Annotated in this window: 12 protein-coding genes; 3 read left to right on the top strand and 9 right to left on the bottom strand. The window is 69.3% G+C overall.

All coding sequences use genetic code 11. The features are described from left to right. The first annotated feature begins 1 nt into the window (after nucleotide 1). A complete protein-coding gene (locus ACFYMC_RS01955) occupies nucleotides 2–799 on the top strand; it encodes an ABC transporter permease subunit (protein ID WP_388517310.1) in 798 nt (265 codons plus the stop codon). Nucleotides 800–1036: 237 nt separating this feature from the next. Here the strand turns inward: ACFYMC_RS01955 and ACFYMC_RS01950 are convergent, their stop codons facing one another. The 8 genes from ACFYMC_RS01950 to ACFYMC_RS01915 all read right to left on the bottom strand — a co-directional run bounded on the left by ACFYMC_RS01950 (nucleotide 1037) and on the right by ACFYMC_RS01915 (nucleotide 10651). Further along, a complete protein-coding gene (locus ACFYMC_RS01950) occupies nucleotides 1037–1642 on the bottom strand; it encodes a hypothetical protein (RefSeq protein ID WP_388517307.1) in 606 nt (201 codons plus the stop codon). Then, nucleotides 1639–2835 (bottom strand): MAB_1171c family putative transporter, encoded by a 1197-nt coding sequence (locus ACFYMC_RS01945; RefSeq protein WP_388517305.1) that lies wholly within the window; start codon nucleotides 2833–2835, stop codon nucleotides 1639–1641. The genes ACFYMC_RS01950 and ACFYMC_RS01945 overlap by 4 nt, the downstream gene beginning before the upstream one ends. A gap of 10 nt (nucleotides 2836–2845) precedes the next feature. Beyond that, nucleotides 2846–3493: a hypothetical protein gene (locus tag ACFYMC_RS01940; protein WP_388517302.1), complete on the bottom strand. Its 648-nt coding sequence runs from the start codon at nucleotides 3491–3493 to the stop codon at nucleotides 2846–2848. A 139-nt stretch (nucleotides 3494–3632) separates the two neighbouring features. Then, nucleotides 3633–4139, bottom strand: coding sequence for an XRE family transcriptional regulator (locus ACFYMC_RS01935; protein WP_388517299.1), 507 nt, complete (start codon nucleotides 4137–4139; stop codon nucleotides 3633–3635). A gap of 533 nt (nucleotides 4140–4672) precedes the next feature. Continuing rightward, complete coding sequence (locus tag ACFYMC_RS01930; protein WP_388517296.1) at nucleotides 4673–6004, bottom strand: radical SAM protein; 1332 nt, start codon at nucleotides 6002–6004, stop codon at nucleotides 4673–4675. Between the two features lie 340 nt (nucleotides 6005–6344). Next, a complete protein-coding gene (locus ACFYMC_RS01925; protein ID WP_388517293.1) occupies nucleotides 6345–8633 on the bottom strand; it encodes a hypothetical protein in 2289 nt (762 codons plus the stop codon). After that, nucleotides 8630–9778 (bottom strand): hypothetical protein, encoded by a 1149-nt coding sequence (locus ACFYMC_RS01920; RefSeq protein ID WP_388517290.1) that lies wholly within the window; start codon nucleotides 9776–9778, stop codon nucleotides 8630–8632. The genes ACFYMC_RS01925 and ACFYMC_RS01920 overlap by 4 nt, the downstream gene beginning before the upstream one ends. Nucleotides 9779–9988: 210 nt before the next feature. After that, on the bottom strand, nucleotides 9989–10651 hold the full coding sequence (locus tag ACFYMC_RS01915; RefSeq protein WP_388517288.1) for a Crp/Fnr family transcriptional regulator: 663 nt from the start codon (nucleotides 10649–10651) through the stop codon (nucleotides 9989–9991). A 259-nt stretch (nucleotides 10652–10910) separates the two neighbouring features. Between ACFYMC_RS01915 and ACFYMC_RS01910 the strand changes: the two genes are divergently transcribed. Then, nucleotides 10911–11129: a hypothetical protein gene (locus tag ACFYMC_RS01910; protein ID WP_388517969.1), complete on the top strand. Its 219-nt coding sequence runs from the start codon at nucleotides 10911–10913 to the stop codon at nucleotides 11127–11129. Nucleotides 11130–11211: 82 nt separating this feature from the next. On the opposite strand, the gene ACFYMC_RS01905 is transcribed toward ACFYMC_RS01910, so the two are convergent. Then, nucleotides 11212–12903, bottom strand: a complete 1692-nt coding sequence (locus tag ACFYMC_RS01905; RefSeq protein ID WP_388517285.1) for a bifunctional 3'-5' exonuclease/DNA polymerase — start codon at nucleotides 12901–12903, stop codon at nucleotides 11212–11214. 216 nt (nucleotides 12904–13119) lie between these two features. On the opposite strand from ACFYMC_RS01905, the gene ACFYMC_RS01900 reads away from it, so the two are divergent. Further along, nucleotides 13120–14385: a DUF2786 domain-containing protein gene (locus tag ACFYMC_RS01900; RefSeq protein WP_388517282.1), complete on the top strand. Its 1266-nt coding sequence runs from the start codon at nucleotides 13120–13122 to the stop codon at nucleotides 14383–14385. Nucleotides 14386–14416 lie beyond the last annotated feature (31 nt).

Genomic DNA, 14416 nt, shown 5'->3' with positions numbered 1-14416 from the left:
CATGGCAACGAGGACAACGCTCGATCGGGGAAAGTGCACGGCGGTGCTGCTCTGCGAATTCACCAAGCTCCGCACCGTCCGCTCGACTGCGTGGACCCTGTTCACCGCGTGTGCGGTCACCGTGCTGCTCGCTCTCTGCTTCTCGCTGCTGTCCAGGTACGCCACCGGGCAGCTCGCCTCGCAGGAGAGCGCGGGCATCGCCGAAGACCCGGTGTTCACCAGCTTTGCGGGGATGGTTCTGGGACAGCTCGCGATGATCGTGTTCGGGGTGCTGGCGGTGTCCGGCGAGTACAGCAGTGGCTTGATCAGCACGTCGCTGCAGGCCGTGCCGCGACGTGGGCTGCTGCTCGGCTGCAAGGCGGCCGTAGTGGGTGGGGCCGCGCTGGTCACCGGGCTGGTCACGTCGTTCACCTCGTACGCGGTGGGGCAGGCGGCCCTCGGCCCGCACGGCACGTCACTCGCGGAGCCGGGTGTACTGCGTGCCGTGTTCGGTGCGGGACTGTACATGGCGCTCCTCGCGGTGTTCGCGATGGGCGCGGCGACTGTGCTGCGCAGCTCGCTGCTCGCGCTGGGACTGCTGATGCCGTTCTTCTTCCTCGTTTCGCCTCTCCTGGGGTCGCTGCCGAAGACCAAGGCGGTCGCACAGTACCTTCCCGACGCGGCGGGTATGCGGATCGCCCAGGTCGAGGAACTGCCCGGCGCTCTCGGGCCATGGAGCGGCCTGGGCGTTCTGGTGTTGTGGACCGCCGCCGCGCTGGTGGGCGGGGTCGTCGCGTTGCGCAGTCGGGACGCCCGCTGATCGGGTGCGTCGGTTGAGCGCGTGAACGGAGCCTCGTGCTCGGGTGCGGATCACGTTTTCGCGCAGGTTTCGGCGAGAGCGGCCGTGGGTTGCGGGCGGGGCGTCACCACGGGACTGCGGTACGCCCCCTGATCCGCGCGACCCCCGCCGTCCTCGAAGTGCCCGGGGCAACACACCTGCCGGTCCTTTTCGGAGGGGGCGTGCCGGCGGCCGTAGAAACGGGGCAACGTTGAGGCATCAGCGCAGCAGTTCGTAGGTGGCGGCGGCTACCACGGCGCCCAGCACGGATCCCATCACGACCTGGGCCGGGGTGTGGTCGCGAAGTGCGATGCGGGACCAGCCGATCAGAGCGGTCAGGGGGTAGGCGGCCAGCATCCAGGGGCCGTATTCGAGGGCGAGGATGGCGATGCTGCCGGAGGAGACGGCGGTGTGGACCGAGATCTTCCACAGGGTCGTGACGGCCATCAGGATGACCAACGTGGTGACCATGGCCGCGATGAGGGCGACCATGGCTGCGGGGGCGCCCAGCAGTCGCATCAACAGTGTGCCGGTGGCCACCGAGCAGATGATGAACACCATGACCAGGAGCCGTTGCTGCCGCACGCCGAGGTGGCGGTCGGCCCAAGTGCCCCGCCGGATACCGAGCTTGATGAAAGCAACCGGGAGGACGGCGGCGAACAGCGCCCCGAGGAGTCCCCAGCCGACGCCGGAGGGCCCGTCGACGTGCCAGCCGACGAGCAGGGTTACGGCGATGATCCAGTTCTTCGGCTCGAAATGGTCGGTGACGAGGCGGGCGGCGCGGTTCTCCGGCGTGGTGGTGGAATCGATCTCGGTACTGGTCACTGGCGGGCTTTCGACTGGGCGGAGCGGTGGCCGTCATGCGTGCGTTGATTCGGCTGGTACTGGTCGTGGACGAAGTTCCGTACGGTGTCGCTGGCGCGGGCGACTTCGATCCGGCGCAGCCACTGGGCCTCCGCTTCGAGGTCGAGGGCGGCGTCGTCACCGGCGGAGTCGAAGTCCCGGCGTTGGACGGCGTCGTCAGGGCCATGGCCCGTGAGCTTGGCGTGGCGGGCGGTCTCGATCCAACATGCGTGTGCGAGGTCCGGCCGGGCGGCCGGGGCGGCGGCGTCTGCGGCGTCCCGCTGTGCCACTGAGACGTACGGCTGGAGGGCCAGGATCGCGTCGCGGATCTCCACCACGCGGCGGTGCAGCCTCATCCGTAGTTCCCGGCGGCTCAACTCCTCGCCCAGCACGACCTCGGGAACGGCCCCGGTCAGGTCGTGCCACAGGGGACGTAGCGCGCGCAGGTACCACCAGTGTCGGGCTGCCCGCCAGGCCACTCCGAGGGCGGGGACCGAACTGCCGATGAGGATGAGACCGATCGAGGCATGTTTCATCGTGTCGGTCACGGTGCTCGTGACCGCGTCGCTGTGAGGTGTCACGGCTCCGGTCAGCCGCAGTACCAGGTAGCCGGCGCGGGACAGGGCGTACATCACGCCGACGGCGGTGCCCGCGCCGAGAAGCCGCAGGCCGGCGCGCAGCCAGCCGGCGCCCGCCTGGCGACTGGAGCCCCAGAAGAGCCAGGTGGCCACGGCCATCGCGGTGGCCAGGTAGGCGAGCCAGACCAGCAGGTAGGCGGTGGCGGTGGCGGACCCGGCGCTGCTGTCGAAGAAGTCCGTGGTTTCGGTCTGGCGAGGCACGAAGGCGAAGAGCACGGTCAGCGCGGTCATGGTCGTCCCCACGGCGGCCATCCGCAGTCGGAAGCCGGCGCGTTGGTGGGGTCGGGCGATGACGTAGACGAACTCCAGCACGGCTGCCGCCGCCATGATGCCGAGGTACTGCTTGAGCAGGGTCGACAGGTTGTTGACCCCGGTGCCGTTGTCGATGGTGTGCATGACGGTGGGGTGTCGCAGGGTCATGGCGAGTGTCAGCGCGGCGAAGGCGACCCACAGGGTGCGCTGCTTCGATGACCTTACGGCCGAGGGGGCGCGCCAGAGGGCGACCGTCCACAGCAGGACCAGAACCACGGTGGTCATGAGCGTGCCCTCACGATCTGCGTTCTCGGGGGATGTCGGTGGAGGTCCGCAGGGGATGGCCGAGTGCGTCGCCCAGCCGTTCCAGTACGGGGTTCGCAGCGGCCTCGCGGTCGAGGATGCGGTGGCTGAGGATCGTGGCCAGCAGTTCGGCGTCCTTCTCCTGGTTGTCGCTGTAGCTGGTGCGCCCGAGGATGTGCAGCACTTGGTCGAGGTCGATCCCGAGGTCGTCTTCGTCTTCGGCGTTCTCGGGTCCTTCGCCTCCGACGCGCCCGGGGGCGGGCAGCAGCCTGGTGGCGTAGGCCGGTCTGTCGTCGTCCTGGGATCCGTGCCCGAGGAGCAGATGGGCGAGCTCGTGCAGGACGATCTGGAGTCTGTGCAGGGCGCTGGTCGCGGGTTCGTAGAAGATCAGGTCCGCGGTCTCGGTGGCCACCAGGACCCCGCAGGGCATGCTGCTGTGGGGGGCGCCCGCAAGTTCGACGAGACGTAGGGGGCGGTCCCGTTGCGCGGCGATGGACTCGCACAAGGAGGTGAGGTCGAAAGGGCGCGGGATGGCGACCAGATCGGCGGCTGCCTCGCAGCGGGCGCGGCGGCGCGTGAAGTACATGCGGTCCTCGCTGGCTGGGCAGGCCGGGCTCGCCGGAAGGTCCGGGTGCTCCATGGCGCTCCGCCGGAGCGCTTTCCGCTGAACGGGGCGAACAGATTTTTGGCTGAGCGTAGGTGTTGCCCTGTTGGTACTCAAGTGCCCTTCGAGTCAGCCGGGCCATATGCCGATGTAATCCGGCCACAGCTGCCGTCTTTTAGGACTCAGCTCCTCCGGTGCGGTCGGACGGCGGCTCCGGTAGTCCTTCCAGCCTGCGCGCCTGGTCGATCACGCCGCGGATGGCCTGGATGCTTCCGGCCGACAGGCCGTTCATGCGCACTGCGACGTCCCGCACGTCACTGTCCTCCAGGATCTTCACCAGCTCCCGCTGGGCCCGGGTCAATTCGACTCGTTCCTTGATCCGTGCGAGCTTGGCGTCGACCCGCGCGGCCACCGAGTCGTCGAAGAAGTAGGTCACCGGGACACCGAAGAAGCCTGCGATCACGGTGAGGGTGCTGACCTTCGGGTCGGTGATCTCACCCTTGCGGATCTTCTGGACCGTGGCGTGCGACACCGTCGGTCCGTCGGGCCCCGCCTTCGCCCGGATCCCCTCGGCGATCTCCATGTAGCTGAGTGGACCCCGACCGGCGGGGTGGACGGTGCCGATCAAGTGGTCGAGCTTCTGGGCGATGGTCCGCCCGCCTGCCGGTTTCCGGCTCTCCATCCGATCCCCCCTCGCTGCCCGTGTGGCCGCTCGCCCGTCGCTTCCGGCGGCGGTGCTCTCGCTGTGTGCCTTCACTGTGCATCGAAGTCTACGGACGAGGGAGTCAGCGTGGATGCGTAAAGTCTGATTGACAAGAGGGCGGGTGCCTCTGCATTCTGAAGGAGCCCGTAAAACGGAATAGACGGCGCGGTGTGCGGTGTACGGGGGAACGCATGCCGTCCGTCGGCAACGGGGGAACGGGCAAGGTGCTGGATCGGGTCGGGGGCGAGAGCGCTTCCGACCCGATGCGGCGCGCATCGCCTCTCCGGGGCCCTCCGCCGCAGGGGCGCGGAAGGCGACGATCCGCTCCCTTCAGGAGGAGAGGCCGAACAGGCTCGAACCTGACCGGCGCCACGATCTGCCTGCCTGCCTGCCTGCCGTCCGGACGGCGCTCGCCCACCTGCTCGGCCAGCGCCCGAACATGAACGTCCCCGCCCCAGGCCCGGCTCCACGAGCGTCCGGCCCACCGGTCACCGCAACTGCGACCGCACTCCTCAGGCGTCGGGTACGAGCCCGGAGTCCTCCTGGGAAGGGAGGCTGTCCATGAAGGAACTCACGGAGAACACGGCCCTTCCAGGCCCGGGCGGGCCGTACCCGGGCGGAGAGCTCAACCCGAATTCCTCCAACGTCGCCCGATAGACCTCAAGAAGTCTGATGTGGTACTCCAGCGGTGCGCCCTCCGGATTCGCCCTACCCAGCGGAGTGGTCGGCTCCGGACACCAGGTGGTGAAGCGTGGGGTGATCCCGTGCGACATGAAGAACCGCAGCCCTTCGGCCGTGGACTCGATCGCCTCCTTGACGGTGGAGAAACCGAAGGGCTGGGACATCTCCACGCCGGCCACGAAATTGGGGATCACATTGCGAGCGCCGAAGACATCGGCCGAATCAAGGATTCTGCGATGCCATTCGTCGCGACCGACGTACCGTTCCTTGCCCGGGCAGTACAGCTCGAAGAGTCGACGGTCCCAGACCTCGTAGTTGGGGTGGTAGATCTGAACGCCGTAGTCACGAAAACGCTGCACGTCCGCTCTCGGGAGCGCCTGGGCCACGACCTTCCCGATCCAGCGACCGGGGAAACGCTCCTCGATGGCCTGTGCGTACTGCCCGTAGAAATCCGCCTCGTCCCGCCCGCCGACCTTTGAGGTGATGGCACCCCCGGTGAGGGTGTAGGCGGTCGATACCCGCGCGGTGTCGTACCGGTCGATGATCTCCAGCGCTTCGAGGACCTCCTCCACCGGCTTCACCCCGGTGTAGGGACGCCCCGCCGCCTTGTGCTGGCGCCAGTTGTGGTTGATGTCGCAGTACTGGCACTCCTCCTTGGCGCCGAAGTACTGACAGACCCGGAAGACCGTGAGGTAGACGAGATAGCCCCACTGGATGGTGGGCGCGACTTCCATCACCGACTTGCCGTTCGTCAACGTGTGCCGGTAGTACTCCGGCATCGGCGGCAGCCCAACGTCCGCGATCCGAACCCCGTCCAGACAAAGACCCAGAGAACCGGACTCATCGGCGCTCACCCGGTACGGGGACTGCGGGTTGACACGTACTGAGACCACGGTTCGACGCAGTCCATAGGGCCCACCGGTGAGGACGATCTCCTCCGGAGGGCGACGCAGCGCCGCTTCTCCCAGCTCAGGCAGAGTGCGGTGGTCGAAGGAGAAGATGAAGTACGACTTCGGCTTGACATCACCCTCCTCGTTTCCGCTGAGGGCTGCGGCGTCGAACGCGATTCCGCCGCGCAGCAGATCTTCCTTGAAGACGGCCTCCGCCGGCACGTTTGGGAATCGGCCCATCAAACCCTCGACGAGTTCGGTACGAAACTCCACGGACCACTCTCCCTTGGAAACAGCGCGAGCTCACCCGGCAGGACCGGCGCACCACGAAAGCCCTCAGAAAGGTAGCCAACGCAGTGGCATGCGGACGAGCCTAACGGGGCCCGGCCGGAGCGTGCCGGGCCCCGCTCGCTCCAGGCGAACGGGGCACCGCGGGCACCCCCGTAGCCTCCGGCGGGTACACGCCGACACCCCCGGCGCCGCGGCGCGGCGCCGGCCCGCTCGAACGCGCCCCGTTCGAGGGCGGCCCTCCGTCATGCGGTGCACCACAGGTGACGCCGTGCATCACTCGGCCGGGGCGGCGGGACAGCCCTCAGCCACGACGCCCCCCGTCTCAGGCTCCTTCGGCGTCGTCGTAGGGGGCTTCGAGGGGGTGGGGGCCGTTGTCCGGAGGGGGTGGGGTGATGGGCGAGATGTTCCTCGGCTTGGGATCGTGCCTGCCGGTCGCACGTTTGCTGGACTCGGCGAACCGCATGCTCTGCCGACGCCGTTGGGTTTCGAACCACTGTTTGCCTTCGGCGGACACCGCCACCAGGATGCGGGAGGCCGTCGAGATGCCGGAGGCCTCCTGGGAGAGTTGCAGCAGGCTTTCGAGGTCCTCGCTGTTGCTCCCCCGGAGCGAGGTGAAGTTCTCGACCCGCAGCCGGGTGAGGTGGCTGCTGTCACGCTCGATCACGAGGTCTTCGCTGAGCATGAGTTCGTCGCCGCCTGTGTGGTTGCCGCGGATGGATCCGTCGGATTGCACGGTGACGGCTTGGGTTTCGCCGGTCACCCGGTCCGACCGCTGTACGCTCGCCCGTTCCACGTTGATCGAGGAGATGGAGTCGTAGCGGAAGGAACTGTCCGACCGGCCGCTGTGCGTGGCCGTGTTGAACTGCATCGTCCAGGTCGCCTGGCGGATGCCGCCTTCGGTCATCACGTACAGCCTGATCCGGTAGATCGAGTAGCGCACCGGTCCGTTGCGTACCCGGGCGCGCTGGGCCTTTTCGCCCGCTTCCAGGACGAAGAAGTCGTAGACCACTTCGTGGTGCCGCAGGTCGTAGCTCTTGAGCGCGTCCCGGCGCAGGAACCGGGTGTCGTAGTTGAGCCAGCGGCCCATCTCCCAGTCGCTGGGTCGGTTGGCCTGGAGGAAGGCCTGCCATTGTTCGAAGGCGCGTTGTTCTTCCCGTAGCCGGGCGTCGAACTCCTCGTGGTCGAGCGTCGTCCGTAGGAAGTCGGCGTAGAGCGGGTAGCCGCCGCGTAGTCCGCAGAGGGCGCCGAGGCCCAACAGGATGGTCGCGAGGGAGACGGGACCGATCTCCTGCACGGTGGCGGCGGAGCCCAGTTGGACGAGGCCGATCAGGAGGAGCGCCAGTCCGCCCCAGTATCCGAGGTTCGTCAGCCAGGGGACCCGTCGCCGGGTGCGCTGGGCCCCCAGCTGGCCGTCGCGCCAGCGGTCTGCCGTGGTCTGCGCGTGCAGTCGTACCAGCCAGTCGAGGCTGTACGGGTCGGCGTCCTCCCCGTAGAGGTCGGCCAGCTCGACTCTCAGGTTCTGCCTGGCAATCCGCGTGGCGGCCCACCAGGCGTCGCGGTCTTCGCCCTGTCGGGGCTGGGCCCTGAAGTGCGAGTTGATCAGTTTGCCGATGGTTTGGGCGAAGTCGTGTTGGTTGGGGCTCGGTTCCGGTACGAGATGGCTGGGCAGTGCGTTGTTGTACTTGCGGGTCTGTGGGCCTCCTCGTTCAAACCACTGGTCCTCCTGTTCGATCCGTGCGCGCAGCCATCTGCGGTCCATCCCGAAGCGGACGGCGGCGGCGCCACCGCCGACGCTCAGCAGCAGTCCGATCACCGTCTGGGGGGCCGAGCCGTGGAACGCCGGTGGCACCCCGAAGTACAGGGAGGCCAGTACCAGCAGGGCACCCGAACAGGAGAGGACCTTGTACCAGAGCTTCAGCGGCAGTTCGAGCACCGGCACTTTGACCGGCGCGAGCGGGTCCGGCTCGAAGAAGAGTGGTACCCGTTCCTCCCGCCGGCGGTCGGTGCGGTGCGCCCGGATGTCTTGTTCCTCGGCGCCGTCGAGCTGCTCCCGGGTGATTTCGGAGAGGTAGTGGCGCAGGTGGTCCTGGAGTTCGGCCCGCTGCTCGGGGGGCAGTGAGTTGATCGCGCGGGATCCGTGGCCGCGGCGCGCGGCCAGTTCGTCGGCGCCCGTGGCGTGCGGGACCGCGAGGGCCTCGTCGACCAGTTGCAGCAGTGCTCGGGCGGCACTCGTGTGCGTGGAGTCGGGGGCAGAGTCCAGCATGGATCCCAGGGCGTGCAGCTTGTCCATGTCTGCGGGAGTGAGGTCCTCCACCGCTCGGCGGCTGACGATCGCCAGACCCCAGTGGTAGAGGACTTCCGGTTCGCAGAAACGTCGGTGGATCGCCTGGTAGATGAGTTCCTCGGCGCGACCTCGCAGTCCTGCTTCGAGGAGCCAGCACCCCTTTTGGTAAAGCTCTTTGGGGGTGGCGTCGGGGCCGACCACGTACTGCGTGACATTGCCGTGATTGACGTTGACGGCGAGTTGGCCGCCCACCTGGGAGTCGCTGCCGGCGTTCTGGTTGATGCCGCCGTTGCTCGGGTGGTCGGTGTGGTTCGGGGTTCTGTTCATGATCCGTTGGCCCTTACTGCGGCTATGACGGCGGCGGCAGCCGCCGCGAGTGTGCTGATCGGCTCCACCAGGCCCTTGAAGCTCCGCAGGGCGAGCACGAACCTGGAGCGCCCGGCCGGGCCGGCCCCTGCTTGGCGGGTGGCCTCGTCCAGGGCTTGGGAGGCTCCCTCGAAGGTTTCCTCGTCCACCTCCCGGTGCGCCCGGGCCTCGCGGAGCGCCTGGCGCAACCCGGCGATGTGCTGGAGGAGTTCGGGGTCGGCGTGCAGCGGGGCATCGCCGTTCACCACTTGGCTGACCACGCCGTCGTTCTGCCCGACGTACATCTGCGCTGTGCCTCCGGTCTGGGTGACGTGCGGTCGGTCGTGGTCCGCTGGGCGCTGTCCCGTCATCTCGGTGCTCCTGGTGTCGTGCGCGGCTCGCGGCTGTGTCTGGCTCGTGCGGGGTGCTCCGGCGGGGGCGGTCCGCTGCGGGGCGCCTTCGTGGGGGGCGCCGTGGGCGGCAGTACCGCCGGTGGCGAGCAGAGCGGGTTCCGGTTCGTCGGACGGGGCGAGTCCGGGTGGCGTGTGGTATCCGGGCACCCGCACCCAGACGGTGGCGTCTTTGATCTCCTTCGCCTCGAATCGCACGGGGTGGAAGGAAGCCGATTCCAGTTCCGGGTAGTCGTGGCGGAGGACACTGCGGTGCCACTCGTCGGAGATCGCGAGAACCAGTTGGGCCTGGGGTGCGGCGGCGAGTGTGTTCCGTAGGGGCTGGTGGTCGACCATCCGACAGGCGGTGTTGAGGTCCTCCCCGACCCAGCCGCGTCCGTCCCAGCCGACTTCGCCCGAGGCGAGCACCACGCGCAGCCGTAGTGCCGCCGCGGGGTTGCTGGTCTGGGCGTGCGCCCGTAGGCCGGTCCTGAGCCGGTCGACGAAGGTGCCGGCCAAGTCGGTCTTGGGCACTGTCCCGGGCAGTAGCCAGAACATGCCGTCACCCCGGTCCACCGGGCCCGATCCGGCGGCTGCGTCGATTCCGGTTCCTTGTAGGGCCCCTTCCATCAGTTCGTACAGTTGGTTGCGCAGGAAGGACTGGACGGGGTTCGGCCGGGTGCCGAAACTCTCGATGTCCACCACGAGGATGACGAAATACTGTGGTTTGATCGGCATCTGTTCTCAGCCTCTTCTCCCCGGTTGCGAGCGCTTCGGGGCGTTGCGCAGGGTGCACTCTGTGCAGGTCCCGCCGACCGCCGGTGACATGGGATCTGGATATCGATTCAGCCGATCCGTCGCAGCGTCAGATGACGCACAGCGAAGGGTTGTTATCGGCCTGAGGTCGTCCTGATGGGTTTGTTTCTCGGGCCCGCGCGGGTCCGTTCCTCAGCCCGCGCTCCATTGCGCGAGGCGGTCGGGGTCGGTGACCAGCAGGCGTCCGCGGGTGGCTACCACGAGTCCGTCCTGGTGGAGAACCCGCAGGGTGCGCACGACGGACTCGCGCGAGGTGCCGGCGGCGCCCGCGAGCTCCTGCTGGGTGACGGTGACGGTGACGGCGCCTCGGGGTGCGGGCGCGGGTGCGGGCGTTCCGTAGGACAGCGAGATGTCCAGCAGAATCCGGGCGACGCGGATGCCCGAGCTGTAGGCCCCTTGGTCGGAGCGGAGCCGATCGGACTCGCGCAGCCGTGTGGCGAGACTGCGGAGCACCGCGAGCGCGAGGGTGCTGTCCTGTTCGAGCATCTTGAGGAACCGGGCGGCCGGCACGGATACTCCGCCCACCGCGCGCATGGCGACGGCGGTCGCCGACCGGGGCCGGCCGTCGAGGCAGGCCAGTTCTCCCAGCAGTTCGCCGGGGCCTCGTACGGCAAGCACACTGGTGTAGCCGTTCGGTGACTGGCGGGCGACCTTCACCAGGCCGGAGTCGATCAGGATGACGTCCTGCTGGCTGGCTCCCTCGGGTAGCAGCGTTTCCCCGGGCGTCCAGCTCCGCGCCCGCCCGGCAGCCCGAATGGCTGCTAACTCACGTGGCGCGAAGGGGTGTTGCTTCATCTCGACCCCCAGTTTCGGTGCCTTCCAGCGGTCCGTAACAGAGATATCAGGCCGTCCGGTGGGGATCGGCCCGAACTTCCGAACGTGGAATGCTTCCGCTGAAAGTAGGGGACTGTCCTCCGGAAGCTCGTTCGGGTGGTGCCGGTGTGCCCGAGCCGGCCGGTGGCGGCTGAGGTCGTGCCGGGCGCCTCGGGTGTCCGGGTGGGGCCCGCCGCCGCGTGGACGTGCGGGGCGTACGGCGGCGCGGGAGGATGGAGGGGTGAGCGAACCCGTGGTGGCTCCCGTCATCGTCTTCGGCGTCATGCCGGGCGACCCCCCGTTCCGCATTGTGCAGATCAATGGGGACCCGGTGGGTGTCGCCTACGACATGGTGGACGTGATCCGCATCGCCGATCAGGCGGGGTTCAAGCATGTGGACCTGGACGATCCGGCTTTCGTCCGGTGGCTGGGCGGCGGCAAGTACCGGTGGACCGTCTGAGGGCGTCGCATCCGTCGGTTTCCCCGGCGCTTCGCCACGGGGGCGGGTGGTGCGTAAATCGAGCGGGCCGGTGTTGGCCCGCTCATTTGGCGTCCGCGTAGCACTCCACCACCGCGGTGGTGAAGGGGAAGCGCACCGGGGTTTCGCCGAAGGTGATCCGCCCGGCCAGTTCGGCGGCGGACTGGATCGCCTGTGTCACCTCGGTGGCCTCCTCGGCGGGGCAGTGCACGATGACCTCGTCGTGTTGGAAGAAGACCAGCTCGGCGCGGAGGTCCCAGAGGGCTTGGCGCAGTGCGGCCAGCATCAGCAGTGCCCAGTCCGCGGCGCTTCCCTGGACGACGAAGTTTCGGGTGAAACGGCCGCGGGCGCGGCTGTTGGGGGAGGCGTATCCCGGTGTCCAACCGGCCGGGCCACCGGTCTGCCGGGGTTCGTCGTCCTCCTGGGGAAGCCCTGCCTCGCCGTGCTCCTGGGCGGAGCCCACCGCGGGCGGACAGGTCCGGCCCAGCCAGGTCCGCACCAACCGCCCCTGTTCGCCCGCCTGAGCGGCCTCGTCCACGTAGGCCACGGCGCGCGGGAACCTGCGGCGCAGCATGGCCAGATGCTTGAGGCCGTCCCCGGAGGTCTGCCCGTAGACAGCGCCCAGCACCGCCAGTTTCGCCATCGCGCGATCGCCGCGGAAACCGCGGTCGGAGACCGCCTGGTAGAGGTCCCCGGCTTGGCCGGCGACCTCCATCAGCGCCGGGTCGCGGGAGATGGCCGCGAGGACCCGTGGTTCCATCTGGGCGGCGTCCGCCACGACCAGTCGCCAGCCCGGGTCGGCGATCACGGCCCGTCGGATGACCTTGGGGATCTGCAGGGCCCCGCCGCCGTTGGTCACCCACCGACCGGTCACCGTGCCCCCGGGGAGGTACTCGGGGCGGAAGCGGCCGTGGCGGACCCAGTCCTGCAGCCAGCCCCAGCCGTGCGCGGTGTAGATGCGGTAGAGCTTCTTGTGGGCGAGCAGTGGGGCGACGGCCGGGTGGTCGATCCCGTCGAGCTCCCAGCGCCGGGTGGACTGCACCTTGATGCCCGCTTCGGCGAAGGCCTTGAGGACGTCCGCCGGCAGTTCGGGGCGGACCCGGCGGCCGAAGGCGCTGGAGATCTCCTCGGTGAGTTCGGCGAGCCGTCGGGGCTCGCCGCCGCCCGGGTAGCGCTCGCCGAGGAGTTCCGTGAGCACCGCCCGGTGTACGTCCGCCCGCCAGGGCAGTCCGGTCCGGTTCATCTCGGCGGCCACCAGCATTCCGGCGGATTCGCCCGCGGTGAGCAGCCGCATCCGGTCCGGGTGTGTGGCGCCACCGTGCCGGCGCTGCTGCTCGGCGTACACCTGGATCAGGGCGTCGAAGGGCACCGGCGTGGGCTGGGGTTCGAAGAGGGGGGACTGGGAGCCGGGCTCCGCGCCGCGCTGGGGCGGGTCGGGCGGGACGGGGGCGTTTTGGAGGCGGGCCCAGGCGGCAGCGGCGGAGCGGGGTTCGCCGAGGCGGCCCTCGTGGCCGAGGAGGAGTTGTTCGGCGGCCTCGATGTCGTAGCACCGGGTGACGCGGACGCCGGCGGTCAGCAGCTGTGGGTGGGTGGCGTGGGTGGAGCGCCACACCCAGCGGGTGGCCGCAGGTGCGGCCCTGACCGCGGTGGCCAGGTCCCGGTGGGTGAGGACCGGGCCGATCGGGGTGCCGTCCGGGGCCAGGGGGACGGTGTGGACCGTGCCCTCGTCCTCTCCGAGGGCCCAGCGCTCGCTCATGAGTACGAGTCTGACAGGGGGGTCTGACAGTGGTTCTGGGGCGCGCCGGCGTAGGGGTGCGCCGGCGCTCGCGTTCTGTTCCACGCATGGGTGCGTGCCGTCGTGTACGGCGGCCCGTGCGGGGAGATTCTCCGTCCACAGCCTGTGGACAGTCGTTTCCTGTTCGTTCCCGGGCCGCGTTGACCACCGCACGGCACTCCGTGCGAGGCTGAAGAAATGGACACCCATTCCGAGGCCGATGCGGCGGCTGCCCGCGTCGAGCGCGCCTTCGCCGCCGCCCTGTACTCCGAGGACGACTCAAGCCTGGACTCCGGTGCTTCGCTGCTCGCCGCCGAGGCCGGCGCCTGGTCGGCCGTCGGTGGTGAGGTGCTTGGTCGGGGACGGTCCTGGGTGCGTCGGGCTTGGGAGCGCGGATGGCAGCCGGCGGACCTGGCGAGGTTGGTGCGGCGGGATCTCGGGGGAGCCTCCGGTCCGGCAGGGCGGCATGTGCGGCTGCTCGCGGACCTGGTGGCGGCGGAGGTCCGATCCTACGACCGGCTGCCCCCTCGTTGGCAGGGGCAACTGGCGGAACTCGGCGCGGACCGGGAGGTGTGGTGGGGGGAGGACGCAAGGTACGCGGCGGCGATCGCCAGGCGCGAGTCGGCGGACCGTTTCACCTTGGCCACCGCGCTGTTGGAAGTGCTGCGGCTGTTGGTTCGGCTGCCATCGATCGAGCCAGCTGGGCCTCTGCCTGAAACCGGCCAGCTGCATATGCCACTGCACGTGCACGGCGAGCCTCGGATGCTCACCCGCATCCGAGCGCTGCTCGTCAAGGCCGAGGCGACGAGCTATCCGCCGGAGGCCGAGGCGTTGAGCGCCAAGGCGCAGGAGTTGATGGCCCGCCACACCATCGACGAGGCCTTGCTCGTGGCCCGGGGCGAACGCTCCGGGCAGGAAGTCCCCGGGGCCTGCCGGATCGGGGTGGAGGCTCCCTACGAGACGGCCAAGGCCGTCCTGCTGGACGCGGTGGCCTCGGCGAACCATTGTCGGGCCGTGTGGAACTCCACCTTTGAGTTCTCCACGGTCGTCGGTTTCGAGAGCGACCTGGACGCGGTGGAACTCCTCCACACCTCCCTGCTGGTGCAGGGAGCTGCGGCGATGACCCGCGCGGAGGCCGAGCAGCGGGCCGGCGGGCGCAAGCGGACCAAGACCTTCCGTCAGTCCTTCCTGCTCGCCTACGCCAGTCGGCTCGGAGAGCGGTTGTCCTCGGTGTCCGAGCGGACCGCCCGTGAGGCGGACGCCGGGGGCGCCGGCGGGCCGGGCGGCCAGCTGCTCCCGGTCTTGATGGCGCGCGATCTGGCCGTGACGGCCCGGGCCGAGGAGATGTTCCCGCAGACCACCACCACGCGCCTGCGCGGGGCCACCGATCGGGCCGGGTGGACGGATGGCACCGCGGCGGCCGACCGGGCGAACATGGCCACGGGGCGTCGGCGGATCGGCTGAGTCGGAGACAAGGGGCTCCGCCCTGTCGGGT

Source organism: Streptomyces sp. NPDC006879 (genome assembly GCF_042869595.1).
GTDB lineage: Bacteria > Actinomycetota > Actinomycetes > Streptomycetales > Streptomycetaceae > Streptomyces.
Note: the sequence above shows the minus strand (reverse complement) of the source record. Positions and strands in the feature narration are given on the sequence as shown.

Coding starts and splice junctions, on each gene's coding strand:
- ACFYMC_RS01900 (WP_388517282.1), top strand. CDS start 13,120: ATGGACACCCATTCCGAGGCCGATGCGGCGGCTGCCCGCGTCGAGCGC.
- ACFYMC_RS01955 (WP_388517310.1), top strand. CDS start 2: ATGGCAACGAGGACAACGCTCGATCGGGGAAAGTGCACGGCGGTGCTG.
- ACFYMC_RS01945 (WP_388517305.1), bottom strand. CDS start 2,835: ATGACCACCGTGGTTCTGGTCCTGCTGTGGACGGTCGCCCTCTGGCGC.
- ACFYMC_RS01905 (WP_388517285.1), bottom strand. CDS start 12,903: ATGAGCGAGCGCTGGGCCCTCGGAGAGGACGAGGGCACGGTCCACACC.
- ACFYMC_RS01935 (WP_388517299.1), bottom strand. CDS start 4,139: ATGGAGAGCCGGAAACCGGCAGGCGGGCGGACCATCGCCCAGAAGCTC.
- ACFYMC_RS01940 (WP_388517302.1), bottom strand. CDS start 3,493: ATGGAGCACCCGGACCTTCCGGCGAGCCCGGCCTGCCCAGCCAGCGAG.
- ACFYMC_RS01915 (WP_388517288.1), bottom strand. CDS start 10,651: ATGAAGCAACACCCCTTCGCGCCACGTGAGTTAGCAGCCATTCGGGCT.
- ACFYMC_RS01925 (WP_388517293.1), bottom strand. CDS start 8,633: ATGAACAGAACCCCGAACCACACCGACCACCCGAGCAACGGCGGCATC.
- ACFYMC_RS01920 (WP_388517290.1), bottom strand. CDS start 9,778: ATGCCGATCAAACCACAGTATTTCGTCATCCTCGTGGTGGACATCGAG.